The following is a 14140-nucleotide window of genomic DNA, read 5'->3' on the forward strand; positions in this document are numbered from 1 at the left end:
GCGATGCACATCCTGTTCCGTGAGCAGCGTAATCTGGACGAGGCCGCGGCAGCAGTCGACCTTCGGCAGAGCCCGGCTGATTTGGTGTTTCTGTCTTTTTCCGACGCTGATCTGGAGGCAGCGGCGATGGCCTGGGGCCGTTTGACGGACAGACCGGGACTGCGTCTGGCGAATCTTGGCCAGCTGCGTCATCCGCTCTCGGTTGATTTATACGTCGAGCAGGTGTTGAGCCGCGCCAAATGTGTCGTCGTCAGGTTGCTGGGCGGGGTGGATTACTGGCGTTATGGCTGCGAGGAGCTGCTCGCGCTGTGCCGGGCGCGGGGCAAGCCGCTTGCCATCATCGCAGGTGATGGCCTGGATGATGGAAGGTTACAGGAGTTCTCAACCGTAACGCCGGCGGCACGGGCCGCGTTCGACCAATATTTTCGGGAAAGCGGGCCAGGAAACTGGGCAAATGGCCTGCGCCTCGCCGCATCGCTCGCGGGGCTGTGTGTGCCGCCCGCAGACCGGCCGGCGCCGGTGCCACGATTCGGCGAATACCGGCAGCTCATGGCGGGCGCGCCGAATGCGCCGCTGGCGGCAATCGTGTTCTACCGTTCGCATCTGCTCTCGAGCGATATCGCGCCCACGGAGGCGCTGGCTGAAGCGCTGGTGGAGCGCGGCATGCGCTGCCGGGCGGTTTATGTTGACAGCCTTAAGTCCCCTGAGGCAGGGGCGTTTGTTGCCACGACTTTAGGCGGCTGGCGGCCGGGGGTGGTGCTGAACGCAACGGCATTTTCCGCGCGCGGCGCGGCGGGCGATGGCTCGCCGCTGGATGCCGCCGGCTGCCCAGTGCTGCAGGTGATTTTGGCGGGCTCGGCGGAGGAAGACTGGCGCAATTCGGCGCGTGGGCTCTCGCCCGCGGATATGGCGATGCAGATTGTACTCCCGGAATACGATGGCCGGCTTTCAACCAGCGCGATTTCGTTCAAGACGCCGGGGGCGCGGGTCGAGGGCTTGGAGTTTGTGCAGACGCTCCACAAACCTGTGGCGGCGCAGATTGCGCTGGTGGCGGACCGGGCGGCGGGGTGGGTGCGCTTGGCGCAGGCGGCGGCCGGGGAGCGGCGCGTTGCGGTGGTGCTCTCGGATTATCCGGGTGCGGCGGGGGCGCAGGGGCAAATTGGCCATGCTGTCGGGCTGGATGGTTTAGCCAGCCTGGACGCGATGGCGGAATTACTCAGCGCCAATGGGTACGATGTGCCTGCGGTCGGCATTGCCACTGGCTTGCGTGACATCGCGCCGGTCCCGTTTCTCGCCCTGCCGGCGTATAAAATACTGTTTGCCGAACTCCCGTCCGCCATACAATCACGCGTTCGGGCGGCCTGGGGTGAGCCGGATGAGGACCCGAATGTGCGGGATGGCTGGTTCGTACAGCCGCATCTGCGGGTGGGCAAGTTCATCGTTTCGGTGCAGCCGGATCGGGGGGCGGTGCAGGATCGCAAGTTGAGCTATCACGACCCAGACCTGCCACCGCGCCATAGCTATGTCGCGTTTTATCTCTGGTTGCGCCAGGCTGAAAACATTCATGTCCTGGCGCATCTGGGCGCGCATGGCACGCTGGAATGGCTGCCGGGCAAGGCGCTGGCACCGGACCCGGAACATTGTTATCCGGTGGCGCTGTGCCGGGGCCTGCCGGTGATTTACCCGTTCATCGTGAACAATCCCGGCGAGGCAGCGGTGGCGCGGCGGCGGCTGGGCGCGGTGGTGCTGGGGCATCTGACCCCGCCGCTGAAATCTGCCGGTGTGCATGGCGAGGCGGCGGCGTTGGAGGGGCTGATCGACGATTATGCGGCGGCGGATGGGCTGGACCGGCGGCGGACAGAGATGTTGCGCGGTGAAATACTGAGCCGTGCCGAGGCCGCGGGCTTGCTGGAAGAAAGCGGCTGCGCGCGGGGCATGCCGGCGGATGATGCGCTGGCGCGGCTGGATGCGTATTTATGCGACGTGAAGGAGATGCAGATCCGCGATGGGCTGCACGTTTTTGGCCAATCCCCCGCGCCGGAACGGCGAGCAGCCCTACTGGCCGCCATCACGGCCGCATCGCCCGGCGTGGACCCAACGAAACTGGCTTCTGCCCTTGATGTCTCGGCAGCCAGTGAGGCGGCAGGGTTGCTGGCCGCGTTGAGTGGACGGTTCGTGGCTCCGGGGCCGGCGGGCGCACCGAGCCGGGGACGGGCGGATGTGTTGCCGACGGGGCGCAATCTGTTCAGCCTGGACCCCCGCGCGACACCGACGCGCGGCGCCATGGTGCTTGCCCGCAAATCCGCTGAGGCGATCCTGCGCCGCCACTTGCAGGAGCACGGCGATTGGCCGCGTAGCCTGGTGATCGACCTCTGGGGGAGTGCCGCATTGCGCACGGGCGGTGAGGATCTGGCGCTTGCCTTTGTGCTCATGGGCGCGGAACCGTTATGGGATGAAGGCTCCAATCGGATCAGCGGGGTAGAAATTTTGCCGCTGGCGGTGCTGGACCGGCCACGGGTAGATGTGACGTTACGGATTTCAGGTCTGTTCCGCGATGCTTTCGAGACGCAGATGCTGATGTTCGACATGGCGGTGCAGAGCATTGCCGTGCGTGATGAGTCGGCGGCGTGGAACCTGTTGGCGCAGGCGGCGCGGGGGTTGCAAGGTGAGGATTTCCGCCGTGCCACTACGCGGATTTTTGGCGCCGCGCCTGGGGCTTATGGTGCAGGCGGGGCGGGGCTGGCGAATGCCGGAATTTTTGTGGATCGCGCGGCGTTGGGCGAGGCTTATCTCGCGGCTTCCGCCTTTGCTTACGGGCAAGGGCTTGAAGGTGCGGCCGATGCCCCGGGTTTTGCCGCCCGGGTGGCCGGGGCGGATGCGTTTGTGCATCAGCAAGATCATGCCGAGATCGATCTGCTGGACGGGTTGGATTTCGCGGCCTTTGAGGGAGGGTTCGCGGCGGCGGCGAATGCATTGGGGGCCACGCCCGCTCTCTACCATGTTGATAACGCCCGGCCGGATGCGCCACGCGTGCGGGCACTGCATGAAGAGATCGTCCGTGCCGTGCGGGGCCGCGCGGCCAATCCGGATTGGATCGCGGGCATGATCCGCCATGATTATCGCGGTGCAGGCGAGATCAGCCGCGCACTCGATGGGCTGTTTGCTTTTGCGGCGAGCGTACCGGCGCGGTTCGATGCGCAATTCGATCTGATTTTCGAGGCGACATTGGGGAATGCAGCCGTGGATACGTTTCTACGCCAGGCCAATCCGGCGGCGCATGCGACGATGCTGGAGCGGTTTCGTAGTGCTGTGCGACGGGATTTATGGCGCAGCCGGCGCAACAGCGTGGCTGAGCGCTTGGCGGCGCCATGAGTGCGGCGATAACGCGTGGCTGGTGCCCCAGCCTGTTTGAGCCGATGGCGGCCAGAGATGGTCTTCTGGTCCGGGTAAAACCGCGAGTGGAGGGGGTAAAAGCGACGCAGTTACGTGAGTTGGCGGATGCGGCGGCAGCTTACGGCTCTGGGCAGATCGAGCTAACCAACCGGGGAAACTTTCAGCTGCGCGGATTGTCGGACAAGACATTGGCGGCTTTTTCTGGCGCGGTGCTGTCGGCAGGGTTGGCCAGCGCCGATCCGGCTGTGGAACGGCGGCGTAATATTCTGGTGTCGCCTTTCGCCGGTCCGGCGGCGATGACAGTGGCGCGGCAGCTTGAGGCATGGCTTGAAAGCGATGACGGGCTGCATGCCTTGCCGGGGAAGTTTGGCTTTGCAGTGGACGAGGCCGCGGCAGATATCAGCGTGCTTCAGGTTCAGGAGCAGATGATGGTGGCGCTCCCCGGGGGATATGCGGCGGCAACACCCGATCCCGTGGCGGCGGTGAAGGCGCTGACCCATGCCTTCTTGGGATTGGCGGACGCAAGTATGGCGCGCATGGCGGCCCTGGTGGCGGCACGCGGCACGGGGGCGCTGTTTGCCGCGGCCGGGTTAAGCATGGTGGTTTTACCGCCAAGCGATACGCCGCCGCCGATCGGCCCAATGCGCGGCGCATTCGGGTTGGGCTTGGCCTTTGGCATCCAGGATGCGGTGATGCTGCGCGGCGCGGCTGGGCTTGCGGAACGGTTCGGCAAAGGCTGCTTACGGACGACGCGGGCGCGAAGCCTCGTGGTGGTGGGAACCGGCGATGGTGTGAGAGGTATCCGGGCAGCGGCGCGGGCGCTTGGGTACATCACTGAGCCCGGCGATATACGGCTGCGGATTGCCGCCTGTGCCGGGCTGCCAGCATGCCCGCAGGCTTTCTCCGATACGCGCGCCGTGGGGGCGGGGCTTGCGGCGCATTGGGCAGGGCCAGGGGTTCTGCATGTCTCCGGCTGTGCAAAAGGTTGCGCAGCGCCGGGTGGTGCGGCAGTCACGTTGGTCGCGAGGATACAAAATTATGATGTTGTGCAAAATGGGCGCGCCCACGATACGCCGGTTGCGCACGGTCTGTCTTTAGATGAAGCCGTGGAATGGATGAGAGAGAAACGCCTGTGCCGATGAGTAAACCGAGAGACTATATCCGTGATGGTGCGGCGATCTACGCGGAGTCTTTTGCCACCATCAGGCGGGAAGCCGATCTGGCTGCTTTCACGGCGGAGGAAGCCCGCGTGGTGGTGCGGATGATTCATGCCTGCGGCATGGTTGATTTGCCCGGCGATGTGCGGTTTGGTGGTGGATTCGTGAGCGCGGCCCGGGCGGCTTTGTTAGCGGGTAGGCCGGTGTTGTGTGATTCTGAAATGGTGGCGCATGGCATTACCCGGACCCGGCTACCGGCGGGCAATATGGTGATCTGCACCTTGCGCTCGCCAGAAACCCCTGGGCTCGCGACGCGCATCGGTAATACGCGCTCGGCGGCGGCATTGGATTTATGGGGTGAGCGCATGGCTGGCGCGGTGGTTGCCATCGGCAATGCGCCGACGGCCCTGTTCCATTTACTGGAATTGCTGGATGCCGGCGCCCCACTGCCGGCGGCGATTATTGGAATCCCCGTGGGGTTTGTGGGGGCGGCAGAATCCAAGGCCGCACTTGCTGCTGATGGGCGCGTGCCGTTCGTGATTGTGCAAGGGCGGCGCGGCGGCAGCGCCATGGCGGCGGCAGCGGTGAATGCGCTGGCCAGCGAGGCGGAGTGATGTTGCAGGGGCGGCTATTTGTTCTGGGTCTTGGCCCGGGCGATCCGGATTTAATGACGGTGAAGGCGGCGCGGATGATTGCCGCCGCCCCGGTGGTGGCCTTTTTCGCCAAACAAGGGCGCAAGGGGCATGCGCGGAGTATGGTTGATGGGCAGATGCGCCATGACGTGGAGGAGTTGCGTCTGGAATACCCGTTCACCACCGAGGTCGCAGTGGAAGACCCGCGCTACCTCGCCGGGATGAACGAATTCTACGAGGTTTGCGCGGAGCGGCTGCGCGTACCGCTGCAGACTGGACGAGACGTTACGTTGCTATGCGAGGGCGATCCGTTTCTTTACGGTTCCGCCATGTATCTTTTTGATCGTTTGAGGACTGAATGCCACGCCGAGATTGTACCGGGGGTGCCCGGCATGAGTGGATGCTGGAGCCGAGCCAATTTGCCGATGACGCATGGCGATGATGTGCTGAGCGTGTTGCCGGGGACACTCGATGAAGAAAGTCTTTTAGCGTGCCTAAAACTTTGCGATGCCGCGGTGTTAATAAAAGTCGGCCGTAATTTGCCAAAAATCTGTCGTGTATTGCGCGCGGCTGGGTTGTTCGAGCGCGCTGTTTATGTCGAGAGAGGAACGATGGAGGGGGAACACATTGTAAAACTCGCCGAGCGCAAGGATGGTCCAGCCCCCTATTTCTCGATGGTGCTGGTGCCCGGGAGGCGGTACGCGCGATGATCGGCAAATTATTCATCATCGGCCTGGGACCGGGGGATGCGGCCATGCTGACACCGCAGGCTGCTGTCGCGCTGACATTGGCGAGTGATCTGGTCGGTTATGGGCCTTATGTCGATCGTGCACCGCAAAAACCTGGGCAGATCCGGCATGTTTCAGATAATCGCAAGGAATTGGACCGCGCGCGCCATGCGTTGGAAATGGCGGCGGCGGGGCGTGTGGTGGCGGTGCTTTCCGCCGGCGATGCGGGGGTGTTCGGCATGGCGAGCGCGGTGTTTGAAGCGATCGATAAGGGCGAGCCCGCTTGGCGGGAACTAGAGGTTGAGGTGGTGGCCGGAGTCTCGGCGATGTTCGCGGCGGCGGCGCAAGTGGGCGCGTTTCTGGGACATGATTTCTGCGCGATTTCGCTTTCGGATAATCTGAAGCCCTGGGCATTGGTGCTGCGGCGTCTACGTGCGGCGGCTGAGGCCGGATTTGCGATGGCGCTCTACAACCCGCATTCGCGCGCCCGGCCCTGGCAGTTGAACGCGGCATTCGAGCTGTTGCGGGAGGTGCTGCCGCCGGAGACGCCGGTAGTGTTCGCCACTGCCGTCAGCCGGGTGGATGAGCAGATTGAGATCGTGACTCTGGCGGCGGCGGATTCGTTGCGGGCGGATATGCGCACGCTGGTCATGGTCGGCACGGCGGCAACGCGGCGCATCGAACGGCCGGGGCGCCCCCCTTGGGTTTATACGCCGCGCTTTGCCGGAGATGCCGCGTGACGGACGGCCTGGAGCCAGGCGAGCGCGCCTGGCGCATCTTCGGTGGTTGCCGCGTTGAGCCCGGTGATGTCCGGCCAGGCTGGCCGTGCGACCATGATGATCGGCAGGTTGAGCGCCCGGGCGGCGAGCAGTTTGGAGCTTGTGGCCTCGCCGCCGGAATTTTTGGTGACGATGATATCGATACGGTGCTCGATGAGCATTTGCCGGTCGGCAGCTTCTGTGAACGGGCCACGCGCCGTGATGATGTTCGCGCGCGGTGGCAAGTCGTCGGACGAAGGGGCATCCACGCTGCGAATGGTGTAATCGTGCCAAGCGGCGGCTACGAACGGGGCGAGGTCTTTGCGGCCGATGGTCAGCAGCACCCGGCGCGGGGTTTTGCCCAGTGCGGCGGCGGCCTCGGCCATGCCGGGCACTGGCACCCAATGATCGCCGGTTTCAGCCTGCCAGGCCGGTCGCTCGATCATCAGGACGGGGATCTTCGTTGCCCGCGCGGCGGCGGCGGCATTGGCGCGCATTTGCACGGCGAAGGGATGGGTGGCGACGATGAGCGCCTGGATGCCGTGAGCCAGCAGGTAGCGAGTGAGCCCGGGAATGCCGCCAAAGCCGCCACTGCGCCAGGGGATTTCCGGCAGGCGTGGGGCGGCCGTCCGGCCGGCAAGCGAGAGGGTGGGACTGAAATCGGGGTTGCCCGCCAGCAGTGCCGCGAGTGCGGAGGCTTCTCCGGTGCCGCCCAGGATGAGGAGTTTTAGCTGTGGCATCCTTCAGCAATACCGGGGTGGCGGGCGCGCCGCCAGCTTTGCGGTGGTTAACTATTTTGGGCATCGGGGAAGAGGGCGTCGCCGGGTTGAGTCCGGCGGCGCGGTTGTTGCTGGGGCAGGCATCTCTGGTTGTCGGCGGGACACGGCATTTGGCGCTGGCAGAATCGTTAATCCGTGGAGAGCGGATGGTTTGGCCGAGCCCGATGGCAGGCGGGGTGGCAGCAATTTTGGCACGCCGCCCGCTTGCCGTGGTGGTGCTGGCCTCGGGCGATCCGTTTTGTGACGGGGTCGGGAGCATGCTCACGGCGGCGGTGCCGGTGGATGAGCTTTTGTCGATCCCCGTATCGTCGGCATTTTCTTTGGCATTATCGCGCCTTGGCTGGCCGATGCGGCGCACCGCCAGCATCTCCTTTTGCGGCCGGCCATTGGCGCCGCTCGCTCCTTTGCTGCAACCAGGCCGCAATATCATCGCGCTTTCGGCCGATGCCAGCACACCGGCTACCGTCGCGCGGTTTTTATGCGAGCGGGGTTTTGGTGCCTCCCGCCTGCATGTGATGGAAGCGCTGGGCGGGCCACGCGAGCGGATACGACAGGCCATGGCGGAAGGCTTCGAGCTTGCCGATTGCGATCCATTGAACGTGCTGGCGATCGAGGTGGTGGCGCGTGCTGGCGCGCAGGTGATTCCGCTCAGCACTGGGCTGCCTGATGAGATGTTCGAGCACGATGGCCAGATCACCAAGCGGGAGATTCGCGCGGTGACGCTGTCAGCGCTGGCGCCCTGTGCAGGGGAGATGCTGTGGGATGTAGGCTGCGGCGCCGGTTCCGTGGCGGTGGAATGGATGCTGCGGCATCCGGAGAATATCGCTTACGGGGTGGAATCCAACCCCGTGCGGGCGGCGCGGATCGCGCGCAACGCGCTCACCTTCGGTGTGCCGGGGTTGCGGGTGGTGCAAGGCCGGGCACCTGGTGCGCTGGCGGGCTTGCCGGTGCCGGATGCGGTGTTTTTGGGCGGCGGCGCGCATCTGCCTGGGGTGATTGAGGCAGCTTGGCAAGCGCTGCGGCCGGGTGGACGGATAGTGGCGAATGGCGTGGTGATCGAGACGGAGGCGGCGCTGTTCGCCGCGCGCGAGAAATTTGGCGGGATGCTGACACGTCTCTCGGTTGAGCGGCTGGACAATATCGGCTCGCTGCACGGGTTCAGACCGGGGATGACGGTGACGCAATGGGCGGCGGTGAAACCATGATCGCCGCCGGGGTGGGGTTTTCGAGCGGGGCTTTGGCTGAGGAGATCGAGGTGTTGGTACGATTAACGGAACGGCGGGCTGGACAAAATGCTGAGGTTCTGGCGGCGCCGGATTTCAAGGATTGCGCGCCGTTGCGCGCTGCCGCGGCGGCTTTGAGATTACCGTTGATCTTGCTCGGCCGCGTGGCGCTGGAGGCGGCGCAGCCGCATTGCGCGACGCATTCCGATCTGGCCGGGGCAGCGGTGGGATTGGCGAGCGTCGCGGAAGCCTGTGCACTGGCGGCGGCAGGTGCCAAAAGCCGTTTACTGGTGGCGCGTTTGGCCCAAGGCCGTGCCACCTGCGCGCTGGCGGGGAATTTGCCGTGACCGTGCATTTCATTGGCGCTGGCCCCGGGGCGGTGGACCTCATCACCCTGCGCGGCCGGGATTTGCTGCAAAGCTGCGAGGTCTGCCTGTTTGCCGGTTCTATCGTCCCGCCGGAATTGCTGGCGCATTGCCCACCCGGCGCCAGGTTGGTCGATACAGCGTCGTTGGATCTCGACCAGATCGAGGCGGAATATGTCCGGGCCGAGGCAGAGGGGCAGGATGTGGCGCGGCTGCATTCGGGGGATTTGTCGATCTATAGCGCGGTGGCCGAGCAGGTGCGCCGGCTGCAGCGCCTGGGCATCGCCTATACGTTAACACCTGGCGTGCCGGCATTTGCCGCGGCCGCCGCCAGGCTCGGGCGGGAACTAACAGTACCTGAGGTGGCACAAAGTGTGGTGCTGACCCGGCTTTCCGGCCGTGCCTCCGCCATGCCGCCCCGCGAGACGCTGGCGGCGTTCGCGGCAACCGGGGCGACGCTGGCGATCCATCTGGCAATCCATCGGCTGGCGGAGATCGTGGCTGCATTGGTGCCGTTTTATGGGGCGGATTGTCCGGTGGCGGTGATGGTGCGGGTGAGCTGGCCGGATGAGCAGATTGTACAAGGAACGCTGGGCAATATCTGCGAGAAGACCGCTGGGTCTGGAATTGAACGCACGGCGTTGATTTTGGTGGGCCGGGCACTTTCGCCTGAGGATTCCCGTGAAAGCGCCCTGTACGATCCTAATTACACGAGGCGCTTTCGCATATGAACCGGTGCGAAACCGGCGCGGCCCTGCAAAGTGCCGGTGCGATCGAACAGCAGGATTTCAAGTTCGGTTGCACTGTCTTCCAGCACTGCGGCGGCGACTCTCCAGGCTTGCGCGGCGATGGCATCGCCCAGTGCAGTACCGTGCGCGGAGGCCAGCTCAAAGACCTGCGCGGCCGTATTGGCGTGGCGGATGGGTTCAATGATTTCCGGAGCGCAACCCGCCGTTTGGGCAGCCGCAGCAAGGCCAGGAAAATCCACCTCGCCACGCTTGGAGTGCAAATCCAGCCGGCCTTGTGCCAGCTTGGTCATTTTCGCGACGCCGCCAGCGATGGTCACGCGCGGGACTGGGTGGGATTTGAGATATTTCAGCATACCGCCAACGAAATCCCCCATTTCGAGCAGTGCCGCTTCGGGCAGGTGGTGCAAAGCACGGACGGCTGTTTCAGAAACGTTGCCGGTGCTGCCCGCAACATGGGTGATACCGCCGGCGCGGGCGACGTCGATGCCGCGATGGATGGAATGTATCCAGGCCGAGCAGGAAAAGGGGATCACGATGCCCGTGGTGCCGAGGATGGAGAGACCGCCGGTAATGCCGAGGCGGCCATTCAGCGTGCGTGTGGCCAGAGCCCCACCGCCGGGGATGGAAATTTCCACAATGGCATCACCGGGGGCGCAGTGCTGGGCGGCCAGTTCAGCGATGGCGGTGCGGATCATCTGGCGCGGGACAGGGTTGATAGCCGGCTCGCCAGGCGGGATCGCCAGGCCTGGGCGGGTGACGGTGCCGACACCCTCGCCGGCGTGGAAGGTCACACCGCTCCCCGGCGGGCCGATGCGCAGCGTGACGCGCAGCAGCGCGCCATGGGTAACATCCGGGTCATCGCCAGCATCTTTCACAACCGCCGCCATAGCGGCGGCCTCCGACAAGGCCGATTCTGCCAGCGTGAAAGCCGCATTCTGGCCGCCGGGCAGCGTGATCTCGACAGGGTCGGGGAAGTGGCCGGTGAGGAGCGCCGCATAGGCCGCTTTGGCCGCCGCCGTCGCGCATGCGCCGGTAGTCCAGCCGCGGCGCAGCAAGGGTTCGGGCTTCATATGGACTGGTATACGCAAGGCGGCGCTAGCTGTCACCGCCACGGAGGCAGGCGGTGACTACGCGCGGATTTATCATCGGCGCGCCGCGCTCGGGCAGCGGCAAGACCACGCTGACTTTGTCACTATTGGCAGCGGCGCGGCGGCGCAGGCTTCGTGTGCGGGCCGCGAAATCAGGGCCGGATTATATCGACCCGGCATTTCATGCGGCGGCGACGGGCGTGCCCAGCTTTAATCTGGATAGCTGGGCGATGGACCGGACGCAGCTATTCACTGTGGCGGGATATGCGGTGGAATCGGCCGAATGTCTGGTCATCGAATCCTCAATGGGGTTGTTCGATGGCGTGGCCGGGCCGGAGGGGCGCAGCGGCGCGGGTGCGGATTTGGCGGCGGGTTTGGGGCTGCCGGTGGTGCTCATCCTCGACGTTTCGGGTCATTCGCAAAGTGCGGCGGCGGTCGCGCGGGGGTTTGCGGGTCATGCGCCGGGGGTGCACATCGCTGGGGTGGTGCTGAACCGCGTGGCAAGTGAGCGTCACCGGCAAGGAGTGGCGGATGCCATGTTGCGCGTCGGGATTCCCATTTTGGGCGCCATCCCGCGTGATGTGGCGATCGTGCTGCCGGAGCGGCATCTGGGGCTGGTGCAGGCATTGGAGCATCCGGATTTGCCAGCGCATCTGGAGCGGCTCGCGGATCTGGCGGAAAACGCACTGGACGTACCGGGGATATTTGCCTTGGCCACGCCTTTGCCATCAGGTGGCGCGGGCGATGCGCTGCTGAGGCCGCCCGGACAACGTGTGGCTATGGCACGGGATGCGGCGTTCAGTTTTATTTATGCGCATGTGCTGGAGGGGTGGTGGCGGGCGGGCAGCGAGATCGTATTTTTTTCGCCGCTGGCCGATGAACCACCCCCAGAAGATTGCGATAGTTGCTGGTTACCCGGGGGATATCCTGAACTGCATGCAGGGCAGTTGGCTGCGGCGCAAAAATTCAAAGCCGGGTTGGCCGCGTTTGCGCAGACTCGGCCGGTGCATGGCGAATGCGGGGGATATATGGCGCTGGGTACGAGTTTGCAGAGCGCTGATGGGGTGTGGCACGCGATGGCAGGCTTGCTCAGCCATGAGACGAGCTTTGCCACGCGGCGGATGAATCTAGGCTACCGGCAGGCGGAGACGCTGGCGGATTCTGCGCTGGGGCCAGAAGGTACGCGCTTGAGGGGGCATGAATTTCACTATGCCGCCATGGTGGCGCCGGGAACGGATGCACCGTTGGCGCAATTACGCGACGGCACGGGCCAAGTGCTCGGCGCCACCGGCGGCGTGCGCGGGCAGGTGAGCGGCGCGTTCTTTCACGCCATCGCCGCCGGTGGCGGGATTTTTTGAGGGATATGATGGAACCAGGCTTTACTACGCCCGAATTCTTCCCCGCTTTGGTTGAGCTTTTACGCTGGCGCCGGGATGTCCGGCGGTTTCTGCGTGATGAAATCGCCGAGGATGAAGTGCTGGAGTTGCTGCGGGTGGCGCAGTTCGCTCCTTCCGTGGGGCTGAGTCAGCCCTGGCGGTTCGTGCGGGTGCGAAGTGCCGCGGCGCGCGCCGCGGCGCGGGAGAATTTTGAACGCTGCAATGCTGAGGCACTGGACGGTTATGCCGGTGAGGATGCGGCGCTGTATGCCAAGCTGAAATTATCCGGGCTGGATGATGCGCCCGTGCAGCTTGCTGTGTTTTGCGATCCCGAGTGCACGACAGGGCGCGGGTTGGGCCGAAGGACAATGCCCGAGGCGGCGGAATATTCCGTGGTCACAGCCGTGCATACTCTTTGGCTGGCGGCGCGCGCGCGCGGCATTGGCATGGGCTGGGTTTCCATTTTGGACCCGCAGGCCATTGCGGTGACGCTCAGCGTGCCAGAGGGCTGGCGGCTGGTCGCATATCTTTGTCTAGGCCGGCCCGTTGAGGCGCATCTCGACCCTGAGCTGGAGCGGTTGGGGTGGGAACAGCGGCAGAAACTGGAGGACGTGCTGATCGAGCGCTAACGCTCAGATTTCCAGGCTGAAGGACACGCCCTGGCCGGCCTCGCGCCCCCGGCCGATGGCGGCAATCGCCGAGATCATGCGCCCCTCGCGGCCAAGGATGGTATCGGCGAGTGCGACCATCCTGGGGTTAGGGGTCGCCTCCGGTGCGGCATGGCGGAGCTGTTTTGCGAAAAACGGCTCATGGCCGGGCGGATGGCGCAGGCAGGCGATGATATAGGCGGCGGCGGTGGAGCGGCTGATGCCGGCCCAGCAATGCGTCAGCATCGGTGCGAGGCCTTGCCAGTCTCGAGCGAAAGTAATCAGGGTTTCGATATCGGCGGGCATTGCTGGCGTCAGACCCTCTGCCGGGCCGTTAATATCGTTGAAGCGCAGGATGAGATGTTCCGCAGCGCCGGGGCAAACGGGCGCTTCAGTGCCCGGGGAGATTAAGCTCAGCACATGGGAGGGCGTCGAGGCCAGCGTCTGCTCGAGCTGGGTGAGTGGGCAGACGATTAGTTTCAATGGATGGCGCCAAATTTTGCTGCACATCCCAGTAGAAAACCGGCTTCGCAGAGTTGTTCCACCGCGCCGAGGACATCCCCGCGCTGGCCGCCGATGAGCCGGTTCGCGGCGCGCGCCAGCGCCAGAGTGAGGATGGCGCAAAGGGCAAGTGACAACATTATGTCGATATAGTGCAATAAAAACAAAGGCCAGCAGGCGAGCAGCAAGGCAATCCACATTTCCGTTCGCGTGGGAGGCAGATTTGCGATGCTGATCTTGGCGGAAGCCGGATCGCCCGCGTAAGGCAACCTATGCATCACAATGACAGTTGCCGCGCGGGCCACGCCATGCGCGGCGATCAGGCTGCAGGCAGCCAGAAACGGGCTAAGAGCGGCCAGGGAGGCAAGTTTCAGCACGGTACAGAAGCCGAGCGCCAGCACGCCATAGGCACCGATGCGGCTGTCCTTCATGATGGCCAAACGATGCGCCGGGTCGTGGCCGCCGCAAAAACCATCGGCGGTGTCGGCCAGCCCATCCTCATGCAGCGCACCTGTGATCAGCGTGGCGGTGAGCAGCCCCAGCGCGGCGGCGATCCAGGTGGACCAGAATTGCGCGGCGAAGAGAAGCACGGCCGCTGAGAGCAGGCCGGTGAGTTGGCCGGCGAGCGGGAAGTAGCGCGCGCTGCGGTTGATCCAGTCAGCCTGGAAACCTGGAGATGCAGGCACCGGCAGGCGCGTCAGGAATTGCACGGCGCAGAGCAGCAGCGAAAATTGCCGCCGCATG

Annotated in this window: 14 protein-coding genes; 10 read left to right on the forward strand and 4 right to left on the reverse strand. The window is 64.8% G+C overall.

The genetic code is table 11. The annotated features are described in order from the left end of the window. The first annotated feature begins 3 nt into the window (after positions 1–3). From cobN to cobJ, 5 genes are read left to right on the forward strand one after another with little or no spacing between them, the layout of a single operon-like run. Complete coding sequence (gene cobN, locus QQJ84_RS00130) at positions 4–3372, forward strand: cobaltochelatase subunit CobN (protein WP_284255845.1); 3369 nt, start codon at positions 4–6, stop codon at positions 3370–3372. Continuing rightward, positions 3369–4535 (forward strand): precorrin-3B synthase, encoded by a 1167-nt coding sequence (locus QQJ84_RS00135; RefSeq protein ID WP_284255846.1) that lies wholly within the window; start codon positions 3369–3371, stop codon positions 4533–4535. Before cobN ends, QQJ84_RS00135 begins: the two co-directional genes overlap by 4 nt. Further along, positions 4532–5164 (forward strand): precorrin-8X methylmutase, encoded by a 633-nt coding sequence (locus QQJ84_RS00140; protein ID WP_284255849.1) that lies wholly within the window; start codon positions 4532–4534, stop codon positions 5162–5164. The genes QQJ84_RS00135 and QQJ84_RS00140 overlap by 4 nt, the downstream gene beginning before the upstream one ends. Beyond that, complete coding sequence (locus QQJ84_RS00145) at positions 5164–5892, forward strand: precorrin-2 C(20)-methyltransferase (RefSeq protein ID WP_284255850.1); 729 nt, start codon at positions 5164–5166, stop codon at positions 5890–5892. The genes QQJ84_RS00140 and QQJ84_RS00145 overlap by 1 nt, the downstream gene beginning before the upstream one ends. After that, a complete protein-coding gene (gene cobJ / locus QQJ84_RS00150) occupies positions 5889–6650 on the forward strand; it encodes a precorrin-3B C(17)-methyltransferase (RefSeq protein ID WP_284255851.1) in 762 nt (253 codons plus the stop codon). The genes QQJ84_RS00145 and cobJ overlap by 4 nt, the downstream gene beginning before the upstream one ends. Here the strand turns inward: cobJ and QQJ84_RS00155 are convergent. Continuing rightward, positions 6617–7408, reverse strand: a complete 792-nt coding sequence (locus tag QQJ84_RS00155) for a cobalt-precorrin-6A reductase (RefSeq protein ID WP_284255852.1) — start codon at positions 7406–7408, stop codon at positions 6617–6619. The two genes, cobJ and QQJ84_RS00155, sit on opposite strands and share 34 nt — an antisense overlap. Between QQJ84_RS00155 and cbiE the strand changes: the two genes are divergently transcribed. From cbiE to cobM, 3 genes are read left to right on the forward strand one after another with little or no spacing between them, the layout of a single operon-like run. Continuing rightward, positions 7402–8652: a precorrin-6y C5,15-methyltransferase (decarboxylating) subunit CbiE gene (gene cbiE / locus QQJ84_RS00160; protein WP_284255854.1), complete on the forward strand. Its 1251-nt coding sequence runs from the start codon at positions 7402–7404 to the stop codon at positions 8650–8652. The two genes, QQJ84_RS00155 and cbiE, sit on opposite strands and share 7 nt — an antisense overlap. Further along, positions 8631–9017: a cobalamin biosynthesis protein gene (locus tag QQJ84_RS00165; protein ID WP_284255855.1), complete on the forward strand. Its 387-nt coding sequence runs from the start codon at positions 8631–8633 to the stop codon at positions 9015–9017. The genes cbiE and QQJ84_RS00165 overlap by 22 nt, the downstream gene beginning before the upstream one ends. Next, a complete protein-coding gene (cobM, locus tag QQJ84_RS00170) occupies positions 9014–9766 on the forward strand; it encodes a precorrin-4 C(11)-methyltransferase (protein WP_284255857.1) in 753 nt (250 codons plus the stop codon). The genes QQJ84_RS00165 and cobM overlap by 4 nt, the downstream gene beginning before the upstream one ends. On the opposite strand, the gene QQJ84_RS00175 is transcribed toward cobM, so the two are convergent. Then, complete coding sequence (locus QQJ84_RS00175) at positions 9742–10854, reverse strand: cobalt-precorrin-5B (C(1))-methyltransferase (protein WP_284255858.1); 1113 nt, start codon at positions 10852–10854, stop codon at positions 9742–9744. The two genes, cobM and QQJ84_RS00175, sit on opposite strands and share 25 nt — an antisense overlap. Before the next feature lie 53 nt (positions 10855–10907). Here QQJ84_RS00175 and QQJ84_RS00180 point away from each other — a divergent pair, with 53 nt between their 5' ends. Together QQJ84_RS00180 and bluB are read left to right on the forward strand one after the other, a co-directional pair. Beyond that, positions 10908–12230 (forward strand): cobyrinate a,c-diamide synthase, encoded by a 1323-nt coding sequence (locus QQJ84_RS00180; protein ID WP_284255859.1) that lies wholly within the window; start codon positions 10908–10910, stop codon positions 12228–12230. A gap of 5 nt (positions 12231–12235) precedes the next feature. Next, on the forward strand, positions 12236–12877 hold the full coding sequence (bluB, locus tag QQJ84_RS00185; RefSeq protein WP_348522649.1) for a 5,6-dimethylbenzimidazole synthase: 642 nt from the start codon (positions 12236–12238) through the stop codon (positions 12875–12877). A gap of 3 nt (positions 12878–12880) precedes the next feature. On the opposite strand, the gene QQJ84_RS00190 is transcribed toward bluB, so the two are convergent. Both QQJ84_RS00190 and cobS read right to left on the reverse strand, forming a co-directional pair. After that, positions 12881–13378 (reverse strand): tyrosine phosphatase family protein, encoded by a 498-nt coding sequence (locus QQJ84_RS00190; protein ID WP_284255860.1) that lies wholly within the window; start codon positions 13376–13378, stop codon positions 12881–12883. After that, entirely contained in the window at positions 13375–14139 is a 765-nt protein-coding gene (cobS, locus tag QQJ84_RS00195) for an adenosylcobinamide-GDP ribazoletransferase (RefSeq protein ID WP_284255861.1), read from the reverse strand. The genes QQJ84_RS00190 and cobS overlap by 4 nt, the downstream gene beginning before the upstream one ends. Position 14140: the final 1 nt, after the last annotated feature.

The sequence above is a fragment of the Acidocella aquatica genome, from assembly GCF_030160635.1.
GTDB lineage: Bacteria > Pseudomonadota > Alphaproteobacteria > Acetobacterales > Acetobacteraceae > Acidocella > Acidocella aquatica.

Excerpts from the sequence above, each read along its gene's own strand:
- QQJ84_RS00145 (WP_284255850.1), top strand. The coding sequence starts at position 5,164 with ATGTTGCAGGGGCGGCTATTTGTTCTGGGTCTTGGCCCGGGCGATCCG.
- cobJ (WP_284255851.1), top strand. The coding sequence starts at position 5,889 with ATGATCGGCAAATTATTCATCATCGGCCTGGGACCGGGGGATGCGGCC.
- QQJ84_RS00140 (WP_284255849.1), top strand. The coding sequence starts at position 4,532 with ATGAGTAAACCGAGAGACTATATCCGTGATGGTGCGGCGATCTACGCG.
- bluB (WP_348522649.1), top strand. The coding sequence starts at position 12,236 with ATGATGGAACCAGGCTTTACTACGCCCGAATTCTTCCCCGCTTTGGTT.
- QQJ84_RS00135 (WP_284255846.1), top strand. The coding sequence starts at position 3,369 with ATGAGTGCGGCGATAACGCGTGGCTGGTGCCCCAGCCTGTTTGAGCCG.
- QQJ84_RS00165 (WP_284255855.1), top strand. The coding sequence starts at position 8,631 with ATGGGCGGCGGTGAAACCATGATCGCCGCCGGGGTGGGGTTTTCGAGC.
- cobN (WP_284255845.1), top strand. The coding sequence starts at position 4 with ATGCACATCCTGTTCCGTGAGCAGCGTAATCTGGACGAGGCCGCGGCA.
- cobS (WP_284255861.1), bottom strand. The coding sequence starts at position 14,139 with ATGCGGCGGCAATTTTCGCTGCTGCTCTGCGCCGTGCAATTCCTGACG.
- QQJ84_RS00175 (WP_284255858.1), bottom strand. The coding sequence starts at position 10,854 with ATGAAGCCCGAACCCTTGCTGCGCCGCGGCTGGACTACCGGCGCATGC.
- QQJ84_RS00155 (WP_284255852.1), bottom strand. The coding sequence starts at position 7,408 with ATGCCACAGCTAAAACTCCTCATCCTGGGCGGCACCGGAGAAGCCTCC.